Below are 25,402 nucleotides of genomic sequence, written 5' to 3' on the forward strand. Positions count from 1 at the left end.
TAGTTTCTCCACGTTCAATTTTTGCATATAGAGTTGCTGGACATACAACGGTGTCTCCATTGACTATAACGAAGATGACCTTCATCTGGATCAGGAGTATCCCATATCCAGTAAAACTCTTCTTTGAGTTCATAGGCTTCTTTTAAAGCAGGAAGATTACCTAACCAAGTATCTAAGAGGAATGATTCACGTTCATTTAGATCGTGTTTACGCTTTAGAAGGATAAACCTTTCACGCATAAGGGTACGTCTTTCTTTTTGGCTCATATGGGCTTTCAAAGACTTTCTGACGTTATCTAAGGCTTGATTAGCCATTCTAACTACATGAAACTTATCTACGACAACTTTAGCGTGTGGAAGGATAGTGTTCACTGCGTCTTTGTAGGGCTTCCACATATCCATTGTGACGTACTCAATGTAAGTCCTGTCACTGATTTCTGAAAGACGTTGGATGACTGTTTCCTTGTTACGGTTAGGCTTGATGTCATAAATAGTCCTGCGTTCAATATTAGTCAATACAAGCCGAGGTCTACGGATAATATGTATCTCGTCTATCCCAAGCCACTTAGGAGTTTCAAACTGGTATTCACGTTCTTTGAGTGCCACATAGTCCTTAAAAACGTTCCTAATGGTTTTCTCGTCAACACCAACGCTTTCTGCGACTTCTACAAAGGTCTTAGACATGGATTGCTCTTGAATGGACTTTAAAAGCCTTTTGGTCATACTACGCTTTTCATCTACAGATATTAGGCGTTCCCAGAAGGTAGATCCGCATTCACGACACTTGTATCGTCTACGGTTCAATTGTAAGCCCACTCGCTTTAAACGAATGGGCAAATCCATAATTAGTTGATTTCTTGAACTGTGTTTGTACAACTTGTCAAAACCACATTCAGGACAACGTTCAGGTGGTCCGACTGCTTCAACTTTAAACATCATATCGGTTTCATTTTATTGTGGCGGTTCTATTGTTTTAATGTCTGGTAGGGATAATAAGTCTGACATATTATTCATCCTTTATTACTCTGCGGTGTTAAGGTATCAATTATAGATTTGATGTCGAAATCATCAGTGTTAAATTATTTTTGTGACCACAAATGCACTTAGAAAATCCCTTAAAGCATTAGCTGGTTCACTTGAATAGGGAGTTGTAAAAAAGTTCCCTTAGCCTGCACAACAAGATAATTTCGAAATATCTTTATCGAACGTAAGTGCAACTAATTTTAGCCCTTCAGCCATTGTTAAATATGGTGCTAGGGTTTCTGTTAAATCTTCTATCGTTAAGCCAAATTTAACAGCTAATGATGCTGCATAGATGACATCTCCTGCATTTTCAGATACAATATGAACCCCTAATACTTTTAGTGTTTCTGCATCTGCTACTAGTTTAAATACACCGGTTGTTTCACGGTTTACAATTGCTCTTGGAACAGCATCTAAAGGTAATACAGATGTCTTCACATCATACCCTTTCTCTTTTGCTTGTTCTTCTGTTAAACCAACCGTTGCAACCGTCGGATTCGTAAACGTAACAGCAGGAACTACCGATAAATCTATTTTTTTGTTTAATCCACCAATAGCATTATCAGTAATAATTCCACCTTCATAGGCTGCTACATATACAAATTGTGGTCCTAAAGTCACATCTCCTGCTGCATAAATCTTTTCATTACTTGTTTGACCAAAATCATTGATCAGGATTTCATTATTTTTTCCAGTTTCAACACCTGCTGCACTTAAATTTAAAGAATCCGTATTTGGTTTTCTTCCAGTGGCAACAAGTAACTGATCTGATTCAATGACTTCTCTACTGCCATTTACTGTTACGTAAACCCTTTTTATCTCTCCACTTTGTTCAACACGCTCAAAAGTTGCCCCTTTGACAAGGTTTATACCCTGTTCAATTAACGCTTTTTCAACTGACTCTGAAATCTCAGGATCATACTCCTTTAAAAGTCGCTCACTTCTTTGCATAAGCGTTATTTCTGAACCTAAATGATGAAATAGTTGTCCAAGCTCCATTCCAATGTATCCTGAACCAATTACAGTTAATCGTTTTGGTATTTTCTTTAACTCAAGAAGTGTTGTACTAGTTAAATAGTCCATTTTTTCAAGTCCTGAAATTTGGGGCAACGAAGGCGATGCACCTGTTGCAATTAAAAAGCGTTTTGCAGATAACTTTGCCCCATTGACCTCAACCGTACTAGCATCAACGAATTTTGCTTCACCTTTAATTAAATCAAAATTATATTCATCAATTAAATCCATATATTTTTGATTCCGAAGTTCGCTCACCAATTTATCCTTTTGCGTGATTAAACTAGCTAAATCCACTTCTCCAGCGGATGTTTGTAAACCTATAAACGGATTGTCTTTTGATAAATGATTGATTTCCCCTGCCCTAAGAAGAGTTTTTGACGGAACACAGCCAATATTCACACAGGTTCCCCCAACCGTTCCACGCTCAATCATTCCAACTTTTGCACCGTATTCTATAGCTTTAATTGCCGAAGAAAAGGCAGCAGCACCAGAACCAATAATAAGAAGGTCATAATTGTCTTCATTAATTAACGCCACGTTTTCTAGTGATGATACTTCTTCAATTTCTCCGGCTTGGTAATTTGCTTCATCAATCGCCTTCATTGCACTTTCAACCTCAATATCATCGGGCAGTTCAAATACTGCTTCACCACGACGATAACTAGACTCAATATTTTTAGCACCTATCTTTTCAAGTGCTGATTCTACGTGTTTTTCACAACCCGTACAGGTCATTCCTGAAATGTTTACCTTAAATTTATTCATAAAAAAGCTCCTTTCGTTAATTAATCTCTCATGTTAATGTTTCTATTATTGGACACGAATGTAATTGCTTTTCAGCTGGACATCGTTGTTTTAAGTCGTCTAACATAGTTTCAATTCGTTTTAAATCCTCTATTTGTTTTTGCACTTCCTTTTGTTTTTTAGAAACAAATTCGAACATATCTTGACAACGAACTTCATCTTTATCTACAACAGCAAGTAATTTATAAATCTCGCTTAAAGAGAAACCAAGTTCCTGTATTCGTTTAATAAACCCAACACGCTTAACGTCATCATATGAATATATCCGATAACCAGCTTCCGTTCGGTGAGGTTCTTGTAATAAATTTTTTCGCTCGTAATATCTGATCGTTTCTTTATTAACTCCACATTTATCTGCAAACTCACTAATGCGATAAATCATCTTATTTCACCCCCTGAATATTATAAACCATGTACCATAGTACACGGTCAAGTAAATTGGACTATTTTATTTTTTTCCCAAAGTATCACTCGTATGTGATTGATACTTTTATATAATACTATTGATTATCCTAACATCCCACCAGAAAATCCAATTTAAACACCAGTTGTTTTTAAACTATTAAGAAAGTAATTCCATTATATATTCCGAAGACCCAAAAAAAGAAATAATGCTAAAAAATGCATTTAATGAATTTTCATTAAAAATGGATAAAAGAGAAAAAGAACAGTTATCTGAATTAGAAAATAAATATTCTAGTAAAAAGAACAGTCTTTCTTCAGATAAAAATAAAGCTATTTCTGATTCAGAACAAAAATTACTAGAAAATGAAAATCATTATAAAAGAATGTCTAGCCAAATCGAATTAGATGCTAAAAACTATAAAAGAGCAGGAGCAAGCGATAAAGAAGTGTCTGAGTCTTTAGAACGTAACAAAAAGGAACTTTCTAATAATTACAATCATCATAAAAATAGATTCAATCAAGAAAGGGATGATAAGGTTAAGAATATTGAAGATAATCTTAGGATTTTAGAAGAATCTTATCCTCAAGATATTAATAGAGTAAAAATTTATTATCAACAAGAAAGGGATAAATATTTATCTGAAACTAAAGAACAGTTAGATAAAATGGTTAGAGAACATGAACAAGCAATAGAAGTTTATAGAAATCAATATAACAGTGGCATAAAAGCACCTATACGTTATAAAATTGAAAGTAGTGATAATGGAAAAGATTTTTATGTAACTATTCAATAAAAAATAAAGCCTAATAGATTAACTCCCTATTAGGCTTTTATTTTATAAAGTTAAATTTATATTAAGGTATTCCATGAGAGCATTTTGAAGTGGTATAACATCTCTCCTAGATTTAAATTTATGATCAACAATATCATTTAATTCTTTAAGGCTGGTTTTAATTTCCATAATTTCATTTTTTAAATCTAAAATATTCATTTTACGAATGAAGTTTTTTACTTTTTTTAGTGTATTCTTATTCAATTCATTTTCCATTATATTTAATATTCTTCTCATTTTAACCATTCTTTTAAAATCATTATCTTCTATATTCAATATACTATTAATACTTTCTTCAAATGAATCGTATCCATCCAATAATTTCTCATTATAATTGTAAAAAAATGCGATAGATACTGACTTTCCTATTCTTGCTTGAGTTCTAAAAATTGCTTGAACTATTTCTGATTTTACTAGATCTTTAGATTCTATTTTAGTATTTAATACTTCAGAAAGTCTCTCTGCATGAAATGAATTATTAAACCACTCACCAAAAAATATTATTGAATCATATTTTATATACTCATTTGTAGCTCTACACTTTCCTGAATTATAATGAATAACCTCATATTTATCTCGCAAATCTTTACTAATATTTTCTTTAATGAAGTTAGGTAGATTCTCTATATGAAATGTATTATTCCATGTAATAACAAGATGTTTATTTCCATTATTCATAGAAATATATTTCTCAAGTTTTCTTATGTCTTCAACAATATCTTTTTTATGTTTCTCATTACTTTTTCTTGTCCTTCGTGTTGATAACAATGTATCATAATAAATATTATTATTTATAACTACTTTACTTTGATTATATCTTTCTATATTCCAATTATTACTACCTTCAAATAAAAATTCTGCTGTGGCATCTAAAATAATTAATTTTGTATCTTCATCTATAAAGTCATTAATATCTTGGTGTATGATAATATCTGATGATATATCTGTATTAGATAGATCTCCTAAAGATACTATAAGTTTATTGAATAGCCAGCTAACTCTTTCATGATATAGTTTTTCATTTTTTATATCAGGTAAATCATTAAATAATTCATTAAATATATTTTTGTCAAAATTTATTATATTCTTAATTGTCTCCTTATTTAGCCTTATCTCTTTTCCGTATATCAACTCTCTCTTATAAAGTTCTACTAATAATTTCTCATGTTTTACTACTATATCCGTATAAGGGGTCTGGAATTCATCAAAGATAACTAATTCTCTCTTTGTTATCTCTTTCTTTATGGGATCATCATAGTTAATAAATATATTGCTTGATTCATATAAAGCCCTCCAGTTATTAGTTACTACTATTCTATATTTTGACAAAGCATAAATATTACATTCTAATTCTGTTAATGTATCGCTTCCTTTATAAATTCCACAAATAGACTGTTTAGGATTTAATACTTTAACATCAAATACAAGCCTTTTAATTTCTTCATTTGTTTTTACAATAATCAAAGTAGACTTATCAGTATTAGCACAAAGAACCTTTAAATTTGTGGTTTTCCCTGAGCCGCAACCCCAAGCTAGGATTTGCCTATTTGAATAACTATCTATACTATCCTTAAGTTTGTAACTGCTATCGTCGATTGAATCACGTAAATAGTTATATCTAGAAAGTATATAGTTATTATCATCTATATTGTAATCAATCTCATTATTTTTTAATCTCCATCCATTCCACTCATCTGGAAAATTTACATTTTTATTATTCATAATTTGCCTCTATAAAAAGCCACTAAATAGTGGCTTTGATTTAAATTTTTAATATATAGATATTATCTACTTCAGTTTTTTTTAAATAATCTACCTTTATTAACTCATTTAGAGCTTTAATAAATAAATCTCTTTTTAAGTTAAAAACAGATTCTGAGTTGAAAGTAGTTATCATTATTTCTTTATTTTTACTTTTTATGATTAGTGTGTATAAGACATTTCTAGCATTACTAGTTAATCTCTTAAAACCTTTCTCTAATGGCAATTTTCTATTAATAATTGAAAAAATCTTATCATCTACTATTTTAACCATAGCACACCTCATTTGTTTTTTTAATTTCGTTTAAGTATTTATTTATATCTGATTCAAAGTAGCCTACGGAGTTAGCACCTAGGCTAACTTTTTTAGGAAAATTAGGTTTATAATAAGCAGAGTTTTTATCCTGCCAAATATAGAATGTACTTTTAGATACTCCTAATATAGTTAAAAATTCTTTTACCCTGATTATTCTATCCATGGTAAAGTCCTCTTATATAAAAAGGGTATTACTATTTAGCTAGTAATACCCTTATATTGTTTCGTTTAAAAAAAGTGATCTATATCATCACTTTTTGATAAGGCGTATAGCCTCCATTTCATATATTAATAAGAAATCCTTATTTTTTGCTCTAACTAAAATTTAATGTAACCATCCTATACCTCTTTCTGGTTGCCAGCAAGTATTTTTTTAAGTAAATATTTCGCTTTATAGTATGGAAGAGTGAGCTAATTCATCCTCATATTTAACTAATGTTTTCATTGAGGAAATTTTTAAAAAATTTTGATTAAAAAACAGGCATACGGTGCTATATTTTACCTATTTAGATATTTTTCTCTCATCATGCTATAATTGGGTTAAAGAGCAAAGTATCAATGCTTTGAGTATTATAGATTATTTACCATTTTGTTTTTTAGTAACACCAATAGTAACACTGAACACATATCGCAGGAATAAAGTTATTATAAATCAATTTATTACAATGTTAATTTAAGTGAGATTATCCCACCAAATTAATAAAGCAAGGTAAAGCACCTTGCTTTTTTTATCTCAGAATTTTTACATTCCAAACTTTAAAGGGTAAAAATAGCACCATTATTAAAGGCGCTATTTATAAAACAATTAACCGTTAAAACTCTCACCTAAACACAGTCTAATTTTATTCAACATTTCTTTTAATACTCTCGCTGGTGCTGCAATAATATTACCGCTACGTAAGTAGCCGTTACCAGCATCAAAATCACAGACTAAACCACCCGCTTCACGCACGATTAAATCGCCAGCAGCACAATCCCATGCTTTTAAGCCCATTTCAAAATAACCATCAATACGGTTTGACGCCACATAGCATAAATCCAATGCTGCAGAACCAGTACGACGGAAATCCGCGGCATCTTCAATTAAGGCATTCATCATTGCAAATTGAGTTGGCATTAATTTTGGTTGTTTGAATGGGAAACCGGTCGCTAAAATTGAACCTTGAATTTCACGTTTACTATCTACACGCAAACGTACTTCATTTAATTTTGCGCCTTCACCACGCACAGCGGTAAATAATTCATTACGGATTGGATCATAAACAACCCCAACTTCAGTGCGATTTTTTACACGAATTGCGATAGACACGGCAAAATGAGGAAGGCCCGTCATAAAATTACGGGTACCATCTAGTGGATCAATCACCCATTGTACATCACTATCTTTGCCTTCAAGCGCACCCGTTTCTTCGCTGATGATGGTGTGGTCAGGATAAGATTTACGAATAATTTCAATGATTTCTGCTTCTGCCGCTTTATCAACGTTTGTCACATAATCATTAATACCTTTTTGTGTGCTTTCGATAGCATCACGGCGTTCATAATTTTTAGCAATCACATTGCCCGCTTTTCGTGCCGCACGAATTGCGATATTTAACATTGGATTCATATTTCCACCAGATTTTAAAGAACAGAAAAATTCCGCGCCATTATAGCGAGATTTGCCAAAATAACCAGTTGAAAATTATAAAACAATGGTTTTTATAGGTTTTCAGGAAAAGTTTGCGATACAGATCGCAAAAATAGCATGAAGTGATTTTTCCATTAATTATTTACCATTAAAGTGCGGTAGAAAATTGGAGCGTTTTATGCAGAAAGGTGTGACATTAGTAGAATTATTGATTGGATTAGCCATTATCAGCATTGCGCTGAGTTTTGCCGTCCCATTATGGCAAACCGATTCACCTAAAACGATTTTAACCAAAGAGCAACATCGCCTGTATTTATTTCTACGCCAAATTCAGGCTCGAGCAGAAAATTCATCAGAAGTGTGGTTTTTACTAATCAATCGTAACCTTGCGACACAACAATGGTGCTTAACAGCACAAGTAAAAAATGATCAAACTTGTGATTGTTTAAACCCAACAAACTGCCCGAAAGAGGCCTATGCTCATTTTTACTATCCTTATTTTCCTAAAAAAACAATGATTCAAAGCCATTATATTTATCCCAAAGAAATCACGAGGTTTTATGGTGCTCGTAATACCAGTGTTACTCGTTGCTTTATTCTGCAAGCGGAACATGAACGTACATTATTTTCATTTTTCAATGTTGGCAGTATTCGTTTGAAAACCAATCAAGCGGCTAGTGCATGCAATCAATCATGAAAAGATTATTAAAAGGACAAACCCTATTAGCACTGATGATTTCGCTGGCGCTATCGTCTTTATTATTGCTAAGCATTTCACATTTTTATGTGCAAATACAAACGCAAAATCAACACATGTTATTACATTTAAAACTACAAGCAGAATTACAACGAACATTACAGCTAATCGGTAAAGATCTTCGGCGATTGGGATTTAGAGCATTAAATACAAAAGGAATAGAAAGCAATTTATCTTTATTTGAATTAGATGAACAAGGCACAGCTATTTTCATTAGCCAAGAAGATAACGCCCCACCTAATAGTTGCGTGTTGTTCTTTTATGATTTAAATAAAAATGGGTGTATTGGCAAAGATTCGCCTAAAACCTGTATGAAAAATGGGAAAAATGCATCCAAAAATAGTACAGAAGAATTATTCGGTTATAAAGTGAGTAACAAAATGATAAAAACCAAACTGACTTATCAAAGTGTTATTCCTACTAATTGCACAGCAGAAACTTGTAAACGAGCGTTTCAACAATCGGCTTGCAACGCTGGGGGCGGCTGGACGGATTTATTAGACAACAATGAATACGAAGTCACTACCCTACAATTTAATTGGTTAATTGAAGGTAAAGGATTAGAAATCAAGCTAAAAGGAAATTTAAAACAAACCTCAAATATCAGTTATGAAACATCCCTTGTCGTTGCGCTATGGAATCAAAAATAACGGAATCAAAAATAATGACAATACAAAAAGGCATTATCACGCTGACTATTCTGATTTTTATTTCAGGTTTATTAACTGCGTTTTTATTATTGGATGAGAGCCATTTAAGTTTTTTTCGTGCGCAACAAAATCAACGAAAACACTATGTGGAAAGAACATTACAACTGCAAAAAATGACAGAGGAGAAAAAACAAACTGCCTGCCTTGATTTACCGTTAAATAATAACGAAAGTGTAAAGCAAATCAGCATCACGCTTGATGGCGCCACCGATGCCATTCAATATTTTCTTTGGTGTGAAAGAATAAGCCTATTTAAAAAATCGCCTACGAGAGGCGATAATCAGGGTGCATTGAAAGATTTTATTCACACAGAAAAACTAACGGATTTTCGACCGCGCTTTTCTTCCCCGCCCAAGATTTTAAATGCGAATAAAACACCTAAACTATATTGGTTTTCAGATTCACAAGCGGAGGTTCAAATTAATGGCACCGTGTCTGCCGTATTAATTGCGGAGGGAGATTTAAAACTAACGGGCAAAGGAAGGATTAGTGGCGCGGTGATCACCAACGGGAATTTAACTTTAGATGGGGTGACGTTGGCCTATGGCAAATCTGTCGTAACAACCTTAGTGCAACAATATAGCCAGTGGCAGTTGGCAGAAAAAAGTTGGAGTGATTTTAATGTTCCAGATGAATAAAGGCATGTCGCTCACTACCCTGTTATTTTCTTTGGCTTTATTTAGCATTTTATTTATTGCTTTCAATCAATGGACGGCAAGCCAAAGAAAAAGTGCGGTGAAAACTTATCAAGATTTTCAGGCAATACAGATTGCAGAGAATCAAGCTCAACGCCAATTTTTAGGGTTAGCTTGTGAACAATTGATACCACAAAATGGCTTAACTTTTCGCGTTCAATGTCAAAACGAACGCGTCATTGTGCGTTATCCTATGGGTGAAATTTCGATAAAAACTAAGTAAAATTGAGCTTGTCTTTTTCTAAATCAAATCCTCAAAAGGTCGCCATTGTGTTCATTGTTTACTACTCTAATCAACTCGAAAAACAAAAAGAAATTCTTTCGTCCTTATTCAAATCATTACCTCCAGAAGATCCTTTTCAGCAAGATATTATCTTGGTGCAAAGCCCGGGTATGGCGCAATGGCTGCAAATTGAATTAGCGAAAGAAACAGGCATTTCAGCGAATCTCAAATTTCCTATGCCAGCAAGTTTTATATGGCAACTTTATGCTCAAAACTTACCCGCAACGGCATTAGAAAACCCTTTTGATAAAGATTCAATGACATGGCGTTTAATGCGATTAATCCCGACTTTTCTCGAGAAAAAAAGTTTTTCACCTTTACGCAATTATTTAGCATCATCGCCTCATTCTGAACAATACAAACTTTATCAACTCAGCAGCAAAATTGCCGATTTATTTGACCAATATTTAGTTTATCGACCAGAATGGATTTTTGCTTGGGAAAAAGGCGAAGATACACAAATTACTGCTCAAATACAAAAACAGCAACCTAACCTAAACGATACTTTATTTGAGCAAATTCAAGGCAATATAAAATGGCAAGGTGAGTTATGGCGTGCATTGGTCGTCGATGTTAAATCAGATGTTGGTGATGCCACACATCGAGTGGCTTTGCATAATCAGTTCTTAGCCTTGCTTGCCGATAAAAAAGCGCCGAAAAAATTACCTTCACGCATATTTATTTTTGGTATTCCTGCGCTTCCAACTGCTTATCTCAATATTTTGCAAGCCATGTCCTCTGAAGTAGATATTCATTTATTTTTTAATAATCCCTGCCAAGAGTATTGGGGGGATATTAGCGATTTACGCCTCGATTATTTGCGTTCTCGCAAGCGTTATCAATTCAATAAACAAAATGAAAATCAACCGCTCTTTTCCGAGGATCAACTTTCTCAACTAGAAAACGCTCAGTTTGATGTCACTTATCAAAAAGAAAACCTTCAAGTAGGCAATCCGTTACTGGCTGCTTGGGGAAAAATGGGGCGAGATTTTCTTTACACCTTGGTGCGAGATGAAGAACATATTCCAACTTATCCCATCAGTGCCTATCAAGAAATTAAATCAAACGGTTTGCTTGGGCAATTACAATCTCAAATTCTGCATTTAGAAAATAAACCGTTAAATATCACAAAAAATGACCGCACTTTAACCCTACATTCTTGCCACAGTGCTATGCGTGAAGTGGAAGTATTGCACGATTATTTATTAGATTTATTTAATCAAGATCCTAACCTTACGCCAAAAGATGTGGTTGTTATGGTGGCAGATATAAACCAATACACGCCTTATATTCAGGCAGTTTTCGGGCAAAAAAATGGAGATGCGCAACAAATTCCATTTTCACTTTCAGATAATAAACTTTCAGAAAGCGATGTGTTGGTCTCAAGTTACTTAACTTTATTGCGCTTAAAAGAAAGCAATTTTAGTGCAGAGAATGTCTTAGCGTTGTTGGATATTCCTGCGATGCGAGAACGATTTAATATTTCTCTTGCTGATTTACCATTAGTGAGAGAATGGGTAGCGGATTCAGGGATTCGTTTCGGTTTGCAAAAAAATCAAGATGGTATCAATTTCAATTCTTGGCAGGCTGGATTAGAACGAATGATTTTAGGTTATGCGATGCGTGAAGAACACGGTATTTGGCAAGATAGTCTGGGGTTAAACAGCAGCTATGGCTTAAAAGGTGAATTTGCTGGAAATTTATCTCACTTTTTTTCCTCACTTTCCGCGCTGCATGAAACGCTGCAACAAGCACATTCCATCGAAAAATGGCAAGAAATTTTAACCGCACTTTTATCAGATTTCTTCGTGCAAAATGAAGACACAAGCGACACGGTTTTCTATATTCAAGAGAAAATTAATGAATTAGCTGAGCATCTAAAAGCGCTCCATTTTACTGAAGAATTACAAGCAGATGTGATTGCCGATGTCATCACAATGAAATTGGAAGATGCTCCAAATAGCCTAAAATTCCTTGCAGGAAAAGTAAACTTCTGCACCTTATTACCAATGCGTTCAGTGCCATTCAAGGTAGTTTGTTTACTTGGAATGAATGATGCGGATTACCCTAGAACACAAACACCAAACAGTTTTGATTTAATGCAATATCACCATCAAAAAGGCGACCGTGTTCGCCGTGATGATGATCGCTATTTGTTCTTAGAAGCCTTATTGGCAGCACGTGATTATTGCTATATCAGCTATGTTGGCCGTTCCATCACAGATAATCAACCGAAAGAACCTTCTGTATTAGTAAGCCAACTCGTGGATTATATTAATCAAGGGCAAAGCGAAAATACCCTTACGGTGATTGAGCATCCAATGACAGCATTTAGCCCGGATAATTTCAAATATAACGAGAAATTCACCCGCTCTTTTGCGACAAAATGGTTGCCAATAGCACAATTTGACGCGAGTTCCAACAATTCAGAATTTGCCGTCCCTATGACTGAAAACCCAGAAAAAATCGAAGAAATTGAACTGGATCGTTTAGTCAGCTTTGTTGAAAACCCAGTGAAATTTTTCTTTGAAAAACAACTCGGTGTCTATTTCCGTGATGAAGATGCTCGTATTGCCGACAGTGAGAACTTTACCTTAAGTGGATTAGATAATTACGCGCTCAATAATGACTTAATCTATCTTGATGAACAAAATTTTGCTGATTATTTTAGACAAGCAGAAGTAAAAGGCGTGTTACCTCGAGCCGAATTTGGAAAAGTTTATGCTGAAAATATTCGAGACAATGTTTTGGAATTTAAAAAGAAAATAGCGGATATTGGCGAAGCCAAACATGCTTCCGTCGATTTCAATCTATCCGTAAATTGGCACAATAAAAATCAAGAAATTCGTCTATTTGGTTATATGGAGCCTTTATTTGGCGATGATTCACAGGTGATTCAGTGGCATTTTGCAAAATACAAAGATCGCTATTGCATCCGTCCTTGGATTTATTATTTGATTCAATGTGTCACACAAGAAAATGCGGTACCACCAAAATTAATTACGCAAGATCAAGTTATCGAATTACCGCCTATTGATCGTGAAGCCGCTCTCGCTCAATTAAAAATTTACGTAAAAGATTATTTACAAAGCCAAATAGAAATTCAATTGGTGCCAACGATAAGAAATATTAATCATTTTATTGTGGACGATGAAAGTGCGGTAGATTTTGACAACATTTCTACAAAACTTCAGGAACTGGGCGAAGACAGCTACGGCGCTCAAGCAGATCCATATTGGTCACGCATATTGGCGCAGACCTCAAGATTTGAACAAACTGAAAATATTGAAAAATTATTAAAACAAACAAAAGATTGGTTTGGCTTATTATTCGTATAAAAGAAGACAAGAAAAGCATAAAGCTAATCGTCAAAGAACCGATTTTTTGCTAAGATAACCGCCCTTTTTACGGAGAATTGTCTATGCGCTGTCCATTTTGTTTTACAGAAGAAACCAAGGTAATTGATAGCCGTTTGGTATCGGATGGCTATCAGGTTCGCCGCCGTCGTGAGTGCGGTCATTGTCATGAACGTTTTACTACCTTTGAAACAGCCGAATTAATCGTACCAAAAATTATTAAAACTGACGGTACTCGAGAGCCGTTCAATGAAGATAAATTACGCAGTGGTATTCAGCACGCCTTAGAAAAACGCCCTGTAAGTGCGGATGATGTTGAACAAGCAATTAACCATATAATTTTTCAATTACGCGCGACGGGTGAACGTGAAGTACCAAGTAAACTGGTTGGAAAACTCGCAATGAATGAGTTAAAAAAACTCGATAAAGTGGCTTATATTCGTTTTGCCTCGGTCTATTTGAGTTTCGATAACATTAATCAATTTACCAAAGAAATTGAGAGCTTAAAGGATTAACCATGATCGAATTTTCCGCACAAGATCGCAAATTTATGCAACGTGCCTTGGATTTAGCCGCCAAAGGTCAATATACCACCACACCGAATCCATCGGTGGGATGCGTATTGGTAAAAAATGGTGAAATTGTGGGGGAAGGCTTTCATTTTAAGGCTGGACAACCTCATGCTGAACGCATTGCCTTAGCTCAAGCTGGCGAAAATGCCAAAGGTGCAACCGCTTACGTCACCTTAGAACCCTGCTCTCATTATGGTCGCACACCGCCTTGCGCATTAGGATTAATCGAGGCTGGCGTAGTGAAAGTCATTGCTGCTATGCAAGATCCAAATCCTCAAGTCGCAGGAAAAGGTTTGAAAATGTTGTCTGATGCCAGCATCGAAAGTACGGTGAATTTATTAAACGATCAAGCGGAAAAAATAAATAAAGGCTTTTTAAAACGAATGCGTCAAGGTATGCCTTTTGTTCAACTTAAACTTGCAATGAGTTTAGATGGACGAACAGCAATGGCAAGTGGAGAAAGTAAATGGATTACGGGCCCTGATGCTCGTTCGGACGTACAAAAAATGCGAGCAAAATCATCCGCACTTTTATCTACCTCTGCGACAGTGCTTGCAGATGATCCAAGCCTGAACGTACGCTGGGATGAATTTCCTGAAAATCTAAAAACAGAATATAAAAAAGAAGATCTTCGCCAGCCTGTGCGAGTCATTTTAGATTCACAACATTGCATTCAGTCGACTCATAAACTTTTTTTAACGCATTCTCCCGTTTGGTTAGTTTCTCATGAACCACGAGATTTAATAGGCTTTCCTGATTTCTGCGAACAAATTATTCTTCCAAAAGAAAATTTACTAAAAGAATTAATGCAAGAACTGGGAAAACGCCAAATAAATACGCTTTGGGTAGAAGCTGGAGCAAATTTAGCGGGGAGTTTAATTGATGCAAAATTAGTGGATGAATTGATTATTTACGTTGCGCCTAAATTACTTGGCGACAATGCTCGTGGTCTATGCCAATTACCGAATTTAACTAAACTTGCCGATGCACCATTATGGCAACTTAATGAATTAGAACAAATCGGTGACGATATAAAATTAACTTACACACCGAAAGGAATCTAAATGCTTAAAAAACTTTTCCATTCCGCACTTTGGGGCTTGGCTGCTGCGGGCGTGATTTTGTTTGCGGTTCCAAGACTGAATAACAGCAATATTTTCACTTCAGACGATATTGTATCGTTCAAAAATGCGGTGCGTATTGCCTCACCTGCGGTAGTGAATGTTTATAACCGCTCTTTTTCTTCCGCCAGCATTAATGATAATGATCAGCTACAAGTGAATAACTTAGGTTCTGGCGTGATTATGAGTAAAGATGGCTATATTCTGACGAATAAACACGTCATCCAAAATGCCGATCAAATAGTAGTAGCGTTACAAAATGGAAATATTTTTGAGGCCAGTCTTGTTGGTTCAGATAATCTCACTGATCTTGCTGTTCTCAAAATTCGTGTAAATAATCTTTCAACCATACCACAAAATTCAAATCGTCAAGCTCACGTTGGTGATGTGGTATTAGCAATCGGTAATCCCTACAACTTAGGACAAAGCGTATCCCAAGGTATTATTAGCGCTGTAGGACGAAATGCTGTAGGTGATTCTGTTGGCAGACAAAACTTCATCCAAACCGATGCTTCAATTAACCGCGGCAACTCAGGCGGCGCATTAATTAATTCTGCAGGGGAATTAGTTGGAATCAGTACACTTAGTATTGGCAAAACTGCCAATGAAATCGCAGAAGGACTAAATTTTGCGATTCCAATGGATATTGCAAATGATGTTTTACAGAAAATTATACGAGATGGACGTGTTATCAGAGGTTATTTTGGCGTACAAAGCGACATCAGCTCAAGTAGTGAAGAAGGCATTGTCATCACTGGTGTAAGTCCGAATAGCCCAGCAGCCAAAGCAGGCATTCAATTAGGTGATGTCATTTTGAAATTAAATAATCAAGAAGGCATTTCAGCCCGAGAAATGATGCAAATTATCGCAAATACAAAACCTAATTCAAAAGTTCTCGTCACCATTCTACGATTAGGCAAAATCTTACAATTTCCTGTTATCATTGAAGAATTTCCAGTAAATTAATAAAAAAGTAGCGTTCTTAATCATAGAACTGACTTTCTATTTTTAACTCTTTCTCTTTTTAATAGGAAGAAGAACGAGAAGATCTAATTAAACTATAAAAAATAATACAAACGAAGAAATAAAATAACGATCCCGAATTATGCGCAAGAAATGACTGGCTCATAAAATAGAATAAATGGGATAATAGATGCATAACACCTAAAATTGCGACACATTTTATTTCTAAATTTTGTTGTTGACAATTTTTCATAAAATAAATAAAAGGCACAAATAATATAACTATCAATCCTATAAAACCTAATAATCCTCGTTTAACCCAAGATTCTAAAAATTGATTATGCAAGCTATTAAACTGCAAGGTCGTTTTCGCCATACTACCTGATTCTATCTGTTTATTTCTGAATAGTTCGTAACCTCTGCTCCCATGACCAAAGATAGGCGATTCTTTAATGGCTACAAATGCATTCTCCCACATGTCAAATCTAGCCCCCAACGATGTACTTTTATCATTTTTTTCTAGATATAACTTAATATCAGACTCAGCCGCATAATAACGCTTCGTCATATTAAATTTAGGGTTCATTACAAGAAGAATAAAAGATCCACCCATAATAGCAAAAAAAGCTATTATCAGTTTCTTACTAAGAAATTGACGATATAGTAATAAAAGAATAATCAGTATAATTGGAAATCCTACCCAGCCACCACGCGCACCAGATAATGCGCTTGTACTCATCGCAAGGATAACTCCAGCTAATCCTATTAATACAGATTTATAATATTGTTTTATGAAAAAATGTATTGTGATCACTAAACTAAATGTCGCTAATGAAATAGCTATATCCCCAACCTGAATATGCATAATTTCAGGAAAAGGCTTATCATATCCCAAATAAAATTTCTGAAATAATGCCACGCACCCTGTTATAATTGCCCCTATCGGAATAGCATACAAGATCGTATCAATCTTTAATGGGAAATGTCGAAATAAAATGAATAAAGGAATGAATAATAAAACTCGACTTGGGTTGTCAACTTCTCTAAAACTATCCTGATTAATAAAAACAGAAAGTAAAAAACTAATAAAATAATATAATAAGGAAAATATGAAAATTTTATCTATTTTAGATAATTCATCATGTATCTTTGATTTTATAAAATAAATAATAACATAAATAACACTAACAGCACCTAAAGTTATGGGAACATAGCTATATCCCTTCTTGAATATCAAAACCGTTGTAAAAAATAGCCCAACAAATACATTAATGCAAAAAGTAATATATTTTTTATGAAAAAATGAAGTCATCGCAACGTCAACCTAATTACTAAGATAAGTCATTTTACCTGAATTTATCCATAAATACTCCTAAAATCAGACTATTACTTTATGAAATCAAGAATAAAACTGGTATAGTGTTCCCCCTCATTTTCTTTTATCTGGAGGACAAAGTGGAAATTATACTTTCATACCAACAAGCTAATGCTGTTTGGGGGGAAAAAACAATTCTCAGTTTTAACGATAAACAAGCGACTATTCATTTACAAAACAATGAAAAAACAGACCGTACTTTAATACAACGCGCTGCACGGAAGTTACGTAACATAGGCATTCAAGAAGTTGAGCTTTTAGGTGATAATTGGGCATTAGAATCTTGCTGGGCATTTTACCAAGGCTTTTATACCGCTAAACAAGATTATTCAATTGAATTTCCTCATCTTGATGACGAACCACAAGATGAACTATTAGCACGTATTGAATGCAGTGATTTTGTACGTGAAATCATTAATGAACCAGCACAAAACTTAACGCCTGTAAAATTGGCCGAGCATGCAGCCGAATTTATCTTAAATCAATCAGATATTTATAATAAAAAAAGTGCGGTAAGTTTCCAGATCGTTTCAGGAGAAGAACTTGAACAACAAGGATATCATGGTATCTGGACGGTTGGTAAGGGGTCAGCAAATCCCCCAGCTATGTTACAACTTGATTTTAACCCAACAAATGATCCTAATGCGCCAATATTAGCCTGTTTAGTTGGGAAAGGGATTACTTTTGACAGTGGTGGTTACAGCCTAAAGCCAAGTGATGGAATGAGTACTATGCGTACCGACATGGGGGGAGCAGCATTATTAACTGGTGCTTTAGGATTAGCAATTACACGAGGGTTAAATCAACGTGTAAAACTTTACTTATGTTGTGCCGAAAACCTAGTGAGTAGTCATGCCTTTAAATTGGGAGATATTATCACTTATAGAAATGGCATTACCGCTGAAGTATTAAATACAGATGCTGAAGGCCGTCTTGTCCTAGCGGATGGGTTAATTGAAGCTGATAATCAGCACCCCAAATTTATTGTTGACTGTGCAACATTAACGGGAGCGGCAAAAGTTGCATTAGGTAATGATTATCATGCAGCACTTTCAATGGATGAGAGCTTAGTAGCAGCGCTATTCCAGTCTGCTCAAGATGAAAATGAACCCTTCTGGCGTTTACCGTTTGAAGATTTCCATCGTTCACAAATCAGCTCATCATTTGCAGACATTGCTAATATTGGTAGTGTCCCGGTTGGAGCAGGTGCAAGCACCGCAACGGCTTTTCTCTCTTATTTTATAAAAAATTATCAGAAAAACTGGCTACACATTGATTGTGCAGCAACTTATCGTAAATCAGGTAGCGATTTATGGGGGGTGGGTGCTACAGGTATTGGTATACAAACACTTGCAAATTTATTATTGTTAAAATCAGAAGAATAAGGATTTACTTATGACGGAAAGAACACTTTCTATTATTAAACCTGATGCAGTTAATCGCCATCTTATAGGTGCTATTTTGGCACGTTTTGAACAAGCTGGTTTTAAGATCATTGCCACAAAGATGCTACATTTAACACGTGAGCAAGCTGAAGGTTTCTATGCAGAACATCAAGGGAAAGTATTTTTTGAACCACTTATTAATTATATGATATCAGCACCAATTTTAGTTTCTGTATTAGAAAAAGAAAATGCAATTAAAGATTACCGCACTTTAATTGGCAATACGAATCCAGAAACAGCAGAAGAAGGTACAATTCGTAAAGACTTTGCGTTAAGTCAACGCGAAAATTCAGTTCACGGTTCTGATAGCCTAGAAAGTGCTAAACGTGAAATAGCCTATTTCTTTGTTGATTCAGAAATCTATACCTATTGACATATTTATATTATCTCTAACAACAAAGCACCTAGATACATATCTAGGTGCTTTATTAAAAAAAGCCCACTTTATGTGGGCAAAATAAGGATTAAAATTATAAAACTAAACTACTTTCTATAAAGTCTGTTATCTAATGATAAAGCGCCCGCACCAGAAAAAACAAAGTACAAAAATATAACAGAATAAAGTAACGCGAGCTCACCGCCATTTGCAATTGGGAATAATAAATTCCCTTTTCCAGCCACATGCATAAAGAAATACGCAAAAGCCATTTGACCAGATAAAACAAACGCAGCTGGGCGCGTAAATAATCCTAAAATTAATAAGATTGAGCCGATAATTTCAATCACGCCACCTACAATCATCATTGAATCACCGACCGGGCCATTTCCACCCGTCATAGAAATTGGAAACTCCCAAAATTTTGCTGTGCCATGTAAGATAAACATGTAAGCAGCAGTGATGCGTAATAGCGCTAATACATAAGGGCGATATTTTTCAAGATTGTTCATTTGCTTTCCTTTTGTTTAAAGATGAATTAAAACAGCGCCATATTAATATTTAACGAATAGTTAAACAATAATTAAAATTGAAAAATACTTTTTACCAAAAGTAAAAAATAACTAAAGTAGCTTTCCAATCCAATTAGAAAAAGAATCGGCATCCATAAAGCCCGTTACTCTACTTCCTTGAATCTCATTATTTTGCTCATCAAAAAATAAAATTGTGGGTAATCCCATCACATTAAAGCGCTCCATTAATGCTTTATTTTCTGGGCTATTCTTTGTCATATTCACTTGTAACAATAAGATATTTTGAAATTGCTGTTGCACTTTTGGATCTGAAAAAGTCAGCTTTTCAAATTCTTTACAAGCCACACACCAATCCGCGTATAAATCCAACATCGCGATCGAATGCGGATTTTCCGCTAAAGTGCGGTCAAATTCTTCAATATTTTTAATTTGCTTAAATTTAACCTGAGAAACAGGCTTATTTTCTACCGCACTTTGTGTTGTAGTTTGAGTTTGCCAAATCCAATTTTGCAAAGGTTGTACGGAAACCATAGACAAAGCAAAACTAATAATTTTAATGGCATAGCCAAAACCACTCTTAGGCATCTGCAACGCAAACCAAATAAAGAATGCTGTCGCTAATCCAGCCCATAAGCGTGGCTCCCATGCTTCAGGCAAAATACGAGAAAGTAAAAACACAGGTAACGCTAACATAACAAAGCCGAATGTTTGTTTCACTGTGTTCATCCACTCACCTGATTTTGGCAAAATTTTATTACCGAATAATGTAATGAGCATTAATGGCATACCCATTCCTAATGCAAGTAAATAAAGTGTGAACGCTCCAGTAAATAAATCTCCACTTTGAGCAACATAAAGCAGAGCACCTGAAAGCGGGGCTGAAGTACAAGGTGAAGCAACAAGGCCGGCTATCATCCCCATAGCGAAGGCGCCACCAAAAGCCCCTGACGTTTGTTTCTGACTCCATGTATTAAGTTTATTTTGTAAACTATTCGGCAATTGAAGGGTAAACATCCCAAACATAGAAAGGGCAAGTACAACAAACAAAATAGAAAGCCCTACCATGACATAAGGATGTTGTAAGGCAATTTGGAACGGTAAGCCAATTGCTGCAACAGCAAGACCTAATAAAGTATAAGTCAACGCCATCCCTTGTACATAAAGGAATGTTAAAATAAATGCTCGCGACATACTTCTTTGTTGTTGACCAATAACAATTGCTGAAAGTAAAGGCAACATAGGCAACACACAAGGTGTAAAAGCAAGCCCTACGCCTAATAAAAAGAAGCCCCAAATTGCCCATTTGCTATGAAATAAGCTATCAGCCAAACGATCTTGCTCTGATAAAAGCACTGGTTCTTCCGTATTATTTTCTATAGCTTTAACATTAGAAATAACAAGATCACCAAGCCGTAAAACTTTACTTTCTGGTGGATAACAAAAACCTTCTGTACAACCTTGATAAGATATTTCCACTTTATCATCAGCATGGGAAAAATCACCGATAAAAGTGCCATCTATGGGTTGGGTAAAGACACTCACTTCACCAAAATAAGGATCCTGATGTCGTTCTGATTGTTGTAGAAAACGAGCTACCAACAATTTTGATTTATCAACAAATCTACCACTGATTTTATCTTGATAAAGATAATATCCTTTCACGATATCCCAATGAATCTGGAGTTGAGTTTTATCTGGAGATAATGTAGCAGAAAATGCAAATGCATCATCTACATTTAAAAATGATTGTTTTTTATCAAACAATCCTGCATTAGCTACAAATGTGGTAAAAATAAATATAAAAAAAAGGATAAATTTTTTCATAAAATAAACTAGAAAAGGAGAAACTTGCCTAAAATTTTAACATAAAGAAATTTGAAAGCATAAAACTATGATGTAGATCACAAAAACAAAACCTAATGAAAAAATCAGAGCATTTTTCTGTTGTTACAACAATGTTACATCGTTAGAATGATAACCACGATAGCATACGCCAAAATAAGTATAAGGATGGAAAATGGCTACCCCAAAAATTCTCATTGTTGAAGATGAAATCGTGACCCGTAATACGCTTAAAGGGATTTTTGAAGCTGAAGGGTATGATGTTCTTGAGGCTCAAGATGGCGCAGAAATGCATCATATTCTTGCACACTACACGATTAATCTTGTGGTAATGGATATTAACTTACCTGGAAAAAATGGTTTATTACTTGCCCGTGAATTGCGTGAAAATATTAATTTACCACTTATATTTTTAACGGGACGAGATAATGAAGTTGATAAAATTTTAGGATTAGAAATAGGTGCGGACGATTACTTAACCAAACCATTTAATCCCCGCGAACTTACTATTAGGGCTCGTAACTTACTACACCGTACTCTGCCTCACCAAGAAAAGGAAAATACATCGGGAAAAGAATTTTATCGCTTCAATGGTTGGGTATTAGATTTAAATAGCCATAATCTCATTACCCCAGAAAACCAAGAACTAAAATTGCCACGCAGTGAATTTCGCGCAATGCTTTATTTCTGTGAAAACCCAGGTAAGTTGCTAACTCGAGAAGAACTTCTGCGTAAAATGACAGGTAGAGCATTTAAACCACAAGATCGTACTGTAGATGTTACAATTCGCCGAATTCGGAAACATTTTGAGGAATATTCAAATACCGATGAAATCATCATGACAGTGCATGGAGAAGGATATCGATTTTGCGGTAATATAGAATAATGTCAAAGGCTATTATTCATTTCTTAAGATAAATGATAGCCTTTACCTAGCCGAATAACCCTCAAACCAACTTTCTAAAATCAAGCAAGCAGAAATACCATCGACCTTGTCCTTTTTAAGTGATCTGAAACCACCACGTTCAAATATCTCACTACGCGCTTCCATTGTTGTAAGACGTTCATCTTGTAACTCAACAGTAATACCAAAACGCCCATGCAACCGGTTAGCAAATTTTTTCGCTCGTAGTGTTAAGTCTTGAATGGTTCCATCCATATTAAGTGGCAAACCAACAACAAGTACATCAGGCTTCCATTCCTTTAGGCAGTTTTCAATAGCGCTCCAATTAGGGATCCCATCCTGTGCTTTAAATGCCGGAAGTGCTTGAGCCGTTCCAGTTATACTTTGTCCAACCGCGCAACCAATACTTTTTGTACCAAAATCAAAGGCAAGTACAGTAATCCCCATTAACTATGCCCCACTTGAGCCATCACAAAATTATGAGGATGAATACCAAGAGATTGATTAGCCACTATATAGCGTTCTTCATAAGGTGTATCAAACAAAATTTGTTCACTAGCTGGTGCAACTAACCAGGTATTATCAATAATTTCTTTTTCTAACTGTCCTGCAGACCAACTTGCACATCCTAGCGCAACTAAATATTTTTCTGGAGCGAATGTAGACCCAAGGGTTTCTACAACATCAGCAGATGTTGTCATAGAAAGTGTATCAGTAACCTTATAAGTATGTTGAAAATGATTAAGTGTATTTTTATGTAAAATAAAACCACGTTCTGAATGTATCGGACCGCCAGCAACGACCATTTCATTACCAAAAGTGCGGTCATTTTTCATCATAAAATTAAGCTTTAAATAAAGTTCTGCAATACTTAAATCCGTGGGCTGATTGATTACTAATCCCATAGAACCTTGTTCGTTATGTTCACACATAAACACCACAGTTCGGTTAAAATAATCGTCTAGATGAGGCATTGCGATGAGAAACTTCCCTTGCAGTTCCATCATTCTCCTAAATCTCCAAAATAAATTTGTAATGCACTGATCGCTGCTAGTGAAGCAGTCTCGGTACGTAATACACGCTTTCCTAATAAAATTTCAGTAAAACCTTTCTGTTGTGTTTGCACTATTTCCTGTTCTGACAACCCGCCTTCTGAACCAATTAACAAACGTACCCCATCTTTTGGAATCATTGGTAACGTTTTTATACTATGTTGTGCTCTAGGGTGTAAATTTAACTTAAGCGCTCCATCATCTTCTGCACACCAATCCTGTAATTTCATTAAAGGACGAATTTCTGGCACCACATTACGACCACATTGTTCACAAGCCGCAATGATAATTTTTTGCCACTGTTGAATTTTTTTATCCATCCGTTCGCCATCTAACTTCACGCCACAACGTTCAGACCACAGTGGCGTAATCACATTTACTCCCAATTCCACAGATTTTTGAATGGTGAATTCCATCCGTTCACCTCGTGAAATAACTTGACCTAAATGGATCTTTAAATTGGATTCTTTATTAGAAAGTTCTCTCCCTAAGATATTAACTTTTACCGATTTCTTATTGGATTCTGTGATTATTGCCGGATAAATATGGTTTGAACCATCAAAAAGTTCAAGTTGCTCACCTTCTACCATTCTCAATACACGACCTACATGATTGGTAGCATCTTCAGAAAGTTGACATTGCGTTTGATATTCTAGTGATTCAGGGTGATAGATTCTAGGTATGCGCATAGTATTCTAAAATGTTAATAGGAGACGGGAATAATATCTTTCACATGAAAAATAAATAAATTTACACGTGGGCTATTTTAAGCCCCTCATTCCCTATAGATTAATCAGATAGATTTTGAGGTAACCGCTCTAAAATAGCATGCCAGTAAGTGATAGAGCGAATATTATGTTTACGAATACAATCTACCACAGCATCAGCGTTACCTACCTGACAAATTTGCTGCATTTCTAAGTAGAATTGTTTAGTAAGTTCTCTGTGCTTTTCCTCTTTAAAGAAGAGTAAACCAATTCGTTGATAAACGCCCTTTAAACTATTGAATACTAATCGATAAAAAGGCTTATTAGCTACCACAGTAAATTGACGAAACAAAGTATAGTCAAATTCCGTGTAATCTTTAGCAGTATTCTCCAATTGCTCTAGTGATGCAAAAAGTGCGGCAGATTGCGCAGGAGAATTTTTAACAGCCTCATAAATATAAAATTCAGACATTTTACTACGTAAAGATAGCATATTATCAATAATCATTGGTGCTGAACGCATATCCAAACTAATCAATGTCTCGATAATATTTGGTCCGGCCGTATCCCAAATATTATTCACTTTCGTCGGTTTACCATGCTGAATTGTTAACCAGCCATCTCTCGCCAAACGTTGCAACACTTCACGTAATGTTGTACGAGTTACCCCTATTTTATCAGCAAGATCTCGTTCTGAAGGCAAATTACTCCCTGCGGGAAAAATATCCTGCCAAATACTTTTTACAATATACTCTTCAGCCAAAGCCGCAGGACTTTGCGCTTTTAAAATGTCATTATCGTTTTGCATTACACTTAAAAATCAGATAAAAATAAAAAAAGATGCAATTTTATGAAAAAATAGCTAGTTTTTATTATCCTTTAAAGACGGATATATTACAATGTCAGCATGATAAAAAATAATG

The 25,402-nt window shown here is 35.0% G+C and carries 25 protein-coding genes and 1 pseudogene; 12 read left to right on the plus strand and 14 right to left on the minus strand.

Annotated features, from left to right (window positions below; translation table 11 throughout):
* Positions 1-29: 29 nt before the first annotated feature.
* The 3 genes and pseudogenes from LIX50_RS06420 to merR form a co-directional block, all read right to left on the minus strand.
* Positions 30-1,004, minus strand: a pseudogene (locus LIX50_RS06420) (ISL3 family transposase); the annotation flags it as partial.
* Between the two features lie 159 nt (positions 1,005-1,163).
* Positions 1,164-2,804, minus strand: a complete 1,641-nt coding sequence (merA, locus tag LIX50_RS06425) for a mercury(II) reductase (protein WP_226385918.1) — start codon at positions 2,802-2,804, stop codon at positions 1,164-1,166.
* A 28-nt stretch (positions 2,805-2,832) separates the two neighbouring features.
* Positions 2,833-3,225, minus strand: a complete 393-nt coding sequence (merR, locus tag LIX50_RS06430) for an Hg(II)-responsive transcriptional regulator (RefSeq protein WP_005644354.1) — start codon at positions 3,223-3,225, stop codon at positions 2,833-2,835.
* 229 nt (positions 3,226-3,454) lie between these two features.
* On the opposite strand from merR, the gene LIX50_RS06435 reads away from it, so the two are divergent.
* Entirely contained in the window at positions 3,455-4,042 is a 588-nt protein-coding gene (locus tag LIX50_RS06435) for a hypothetical protein (protein ID WP_005644465.1), read from the plus strand.
* A gap of 42 nt (positions 4,043-4,084) precedes the next feature.
* On the opposite strand, the gene LIX50_RS06440 is transcribed toward LIX50_RS06435, so the two are convergent.
* From LIX50_RS06440 to suhB, 4 genes are all read right to left on the minus strand, one after another.
* On the minus strand, positions 4,085-5,803 hold the full coding sequence (locus LIX50_RS06440; RefSeq protein WP_048953517.1) for a hypothetical protein: 1,719 nt from the start codon (positions 5,801-5,803) through the stop codon (positions 4,085-4,087).
* 40 nt (positions 5,804-5,843) lie between these two features.
* Complete coding sequence (locus LIX50_RS06445) at positions 5,844-6,116, minus strand: hypothetical protein (RefSeq protein ID WP_048953516.1); 273 nt, start codon at positions 6,114-6,116, stop codon at positions 5,844-5,846.
* Positions 6,109-6,321, minus strand: coding sequence for a helix-turn-helix transcriptional regulator (locus LIX50_RS06450; protein ID WP_048953513.1), 213 nt, complete (start codon positions 6,319-6,321; stop codon positions 6,109-6,111). The genes LIX50_RS06445 and LIX50_RS06450 overlap by 8 nt, the downstream gene beginning before the upstream one ends.
* A gap of 642 nt (positions 6,322-6,963) precedes the next feature.
* Positions 6,964-7,767 carry an inositol-1-monophosphatase gene (suhB, locus tag LIX50_RS06455; protein ID WP_048953511.1) on the minus strand — a complete coding sequence of 268 codons (804 nt, stop codon included), beginning with the start codon at positions 7,765-7,767 and terminating at the stop codon, positions 6,964-6,966.
* Between the two features lie 199 nt (positions 7,768-7,966).
* On the opposite strand from suhB, the gene LIX50_RS06460 reads away from it, so the two are divergent.
* From LIX50_RS06460 to degS, 8 genes are all read left to right on the plus strand, one after another.
* The gene (locus tag LIX50_RS06460) at positions 7,967-8,485 is read left to right on the plus strand and encodes a type II secretion system protein (RefSeq protein ID WP_048953508.1); all 519 of its coding nucleotides are present in this window, start codon (positions 7,967-7,969) and stop codon (positions 8,483-8,485) included.
* Positions 8,479-9,195 (plus strand): type II secretion system protein J, encoded by a 717-nt coding sequence (locus LIX50_RS06465; protein WP_048953530.1) that lies wholly within the window; start codon positions 8,479-8,481, stop codon positions 9,193-9,195. Before LIX50_RS06460 ends, LIX50_RS06465 begins: the two co-directional genes overlap by 7 nt.
* 14 nt (positions 9,196-9,209) lie before the next feature.
* Positions 9,210-9,893: a DUF2572 family protein gene (locus LIX50_RS06470; protein ID WP_048953507.1), complete on the plus strand. Its 684-nt coding sequence runs from the start codon at positions 9,210-9,212 to the stop codon at positions 9,891-9,893.
* Positions 9,886-10,173, plus strand: a complete 288-nt coding sequence (locus LIX50_RS06475) for a DUF5374 domain-containing protein (RefSeq protein ID WP_048953528.1) — start codon at positions 9,886-9,888, stop codon at positions 10,171-10,173. The genes LIX50_RS06470 and LIX50_RS06475 overlap by 8 nt, the downstream gene beginning before the upstream one ends.
* 47 nt (positions 10,174-10,220) lie before the next feature.
* A complete protein-coding gene (gene recC / locus LIX50_RS06480; protein WP_048953505.1) occupies positions 10,221-13,571 on the plus strand; it encodes an exodeoxyribonuclease V subunit gamma in 3,351 nt (1,116 codons plus the stop codon).
* An 83-nt stretch (positions 13,572-13,654) separates the two neighbouring features.
* Positions 13,655-14,104: a transcriptional regulator NrdR gene (gene nrdR, locus LIX50_RS06485; protein ID WP_005627362.1), complete on the plus strand. Its 450-nt coding sequence runs from the start codon at positions 13,655-13,657 to the stop codon at positions 14,102-14,104.
* A gap of 2 nt (positions 14,105-14,106) precedes the next feature.
* The gene (gene ribD, locus LIX50_RS06490) at positions 14,107-15,225 is read left to right on the plus strand and encodes a bifunctional diaminohydroxyphosphoribosylaminopyrimidine deaminase/5-amino-6-(5-phosphoribosylamino)uracil reductase RibD (RefSeq protein ID WP_048953503.1); all 1,119 of its coding nucleotides are present in this window, start codon (positions 14,107-14,109) and stop codon (positions 15,223-15,225) included.
* Entirely contained in the window at positions 15,226-16,248 is a 1,023-nt protein-coding gene (gene degS, locus LIX50_RS06495; protein WP_048953500.1) for an outer membrane-stress sensor serine endopeptidase DegS, read from the plus strand. It begins immediately after the preceding gene.
* A 58-nt stretch (positions 16,249-16,306) separates the two neighbouring features.
* Here the strand turns inward: degS and LIX50_RS06500 are convergent, their stop codons facing one another.
* Positions 16,307-17,557 (minus strand): O-antigen ligase family protein, encoded by a 1,251-nt coding sequence (locus LIX50_RS06500; protein WP_048953499.1) that lies wholly within the window; start codon positions 17,555-17,557, stop codon positions 16,307-16,309.
* Positions 17,558-17,700: 143 nt separating this feature from the next.
* Here LIX50_RS06500 and pepB point away from each other — a divergent pair, with 143 nt between their 5' ends.
* Both pepB and ndk read left to right on the plus strand, forming a co-directional pair.
* Positions 17,701-19,005 carry an aminopeptidase PepB gene (gene pepB / locus LIX50_RS06505; RefSeq protein ID WP_048953498.1) on the plus strand — a complete coding sequence of 435 codons (1,305 nt, stop codon included), beginning with the start codon at positions 17,701-17,703 and terminating at the stop codon, positions 19,003-19,005.
* 10 nt (positions 19,006-19,015) lie between these two features.
* Positions 19,016-19,438 carry a nucleoside-diphosphate kinase gene (ndk, locus tag LIX50_RS06510; protein WP_048953495.1) on the plus strand — a complete coding sequence of 141 codons (423 nt, stop codon included), beginning with the start codon at positions 19,016-19,018 and terminating at the stop codon, positions 19,436-19,438.
* 110 nt (positions 19,439-19,548) lie between these two features.
* Here the strand turns inward: ndk and LIX50_RS06515 are convergent, their stop codons facing one another.
* Both LIX50_RS06515 and LIX50_RS06520 read right to left on the minus strand, forming a co-directional pair.
* Positions 19,549-19,953, minus strand: coding sequence for a DoxX family protein (locus tag LIX50_RS06515; protein ID WP_048953494.1), 405 nt, complete (start codon positions 19,951-19,953; stop codon positions 19,549-19,551).
* Positions 19,954-20,064: 111 nt separating this feature from the next.
* Entirely contained in the window at positions 20,065-21,798 is a 1,734-nt protein-coding gene (locus tag LIX50_RS06520; RefSeq protein ID WP_048953493.1) for a protein-disulfide reductase DsbD, read from the minus strand.
* A 193-nt stretch (positions 21,799-21,991) separates the two neighbouring features.
* Between LIX50_RS06520 and arcA the strand changes: the two genes are divergently transcribed.
* Positions 21,992-22,702 (plus strand): two-component system response regulator ArcA, encoded by a 711-nt coding sequence (gene arcA, locus LIX50_RS06525; RefSeq protein ID WP_048953492.1) that lies wholly within the window; start codon positions 21,992-21,994, stop codon positions 22,700-22,702.
* Positions 22,703-22,744: 42 nt separating this feature from the next.
* Here the strand turns inward: arcA and ruvX are convergent, their stop codons facing one another.
* From ruvX to fadR, 4 genes are all read right to left on the minus strand, one after another.
* Entirely contained in the window at positions 22,745-23,167 is a 423-nt protein-coding gene (gene ruvX / locus LIX50_RS06530) for a Holliday junction resolvase RuvX (protein WP_048953491.1), read from the minus strand.
* Positions 23,167-23,727, minus strand: coding sequence for a YqgE/AlgH family protein (locus LIX50_RS06535; RefSeq protein WP_048953489.1), 561 nt, complete (start codon positions 23,725-23,727; stop codon positions 23,167-23,169). Before LIX50_RS06535 ends, ruvX begins: the two co-directional genes overlap by 1 nt.
* A complete protein-coding gene (gene rsmE, locus LIX50_RS06540; RefSeq protein ID WP_048953487.1) occupies positions 23,724-24,461 on the minus strand; it encodes a 16S rRNA (uracil(1498)-N(3))-methyltransferase in 738 nt (245 codons plus the stop codon). The genes LIX50_RS06535 and rsmE overlap by 4 nt, the downstream gene beginning before the upstream one ends.
* Before the next feature lie 100 nt (positions 24,462-24,561).
* Positions 24,562-25,287 (minus strand): fatty acid metabolism transcriptional regulator FadR, encoded by a 726-nt coding sequence (gene fadR, locus LIX50_RS06545; protein ID WP_048953484.1) that lies wholly within the window; start codon positions 25,285-25,287, stop codon positions 24,562-24,564.
* Positions 25,288-25,402: the final 115 nt, after the last annotated feature.

It is taken from the genome of Haemophilus sp. Marseille-P9675 (genome assembly GCF_916862695.1).
Classification (GTDB): Bacteria; Pseudomonadota; Gammaproteobacteria; order Enterobacterales; family Pasteurellaceae; genus Haemophilus; species Haemophilus haemolyticus_K.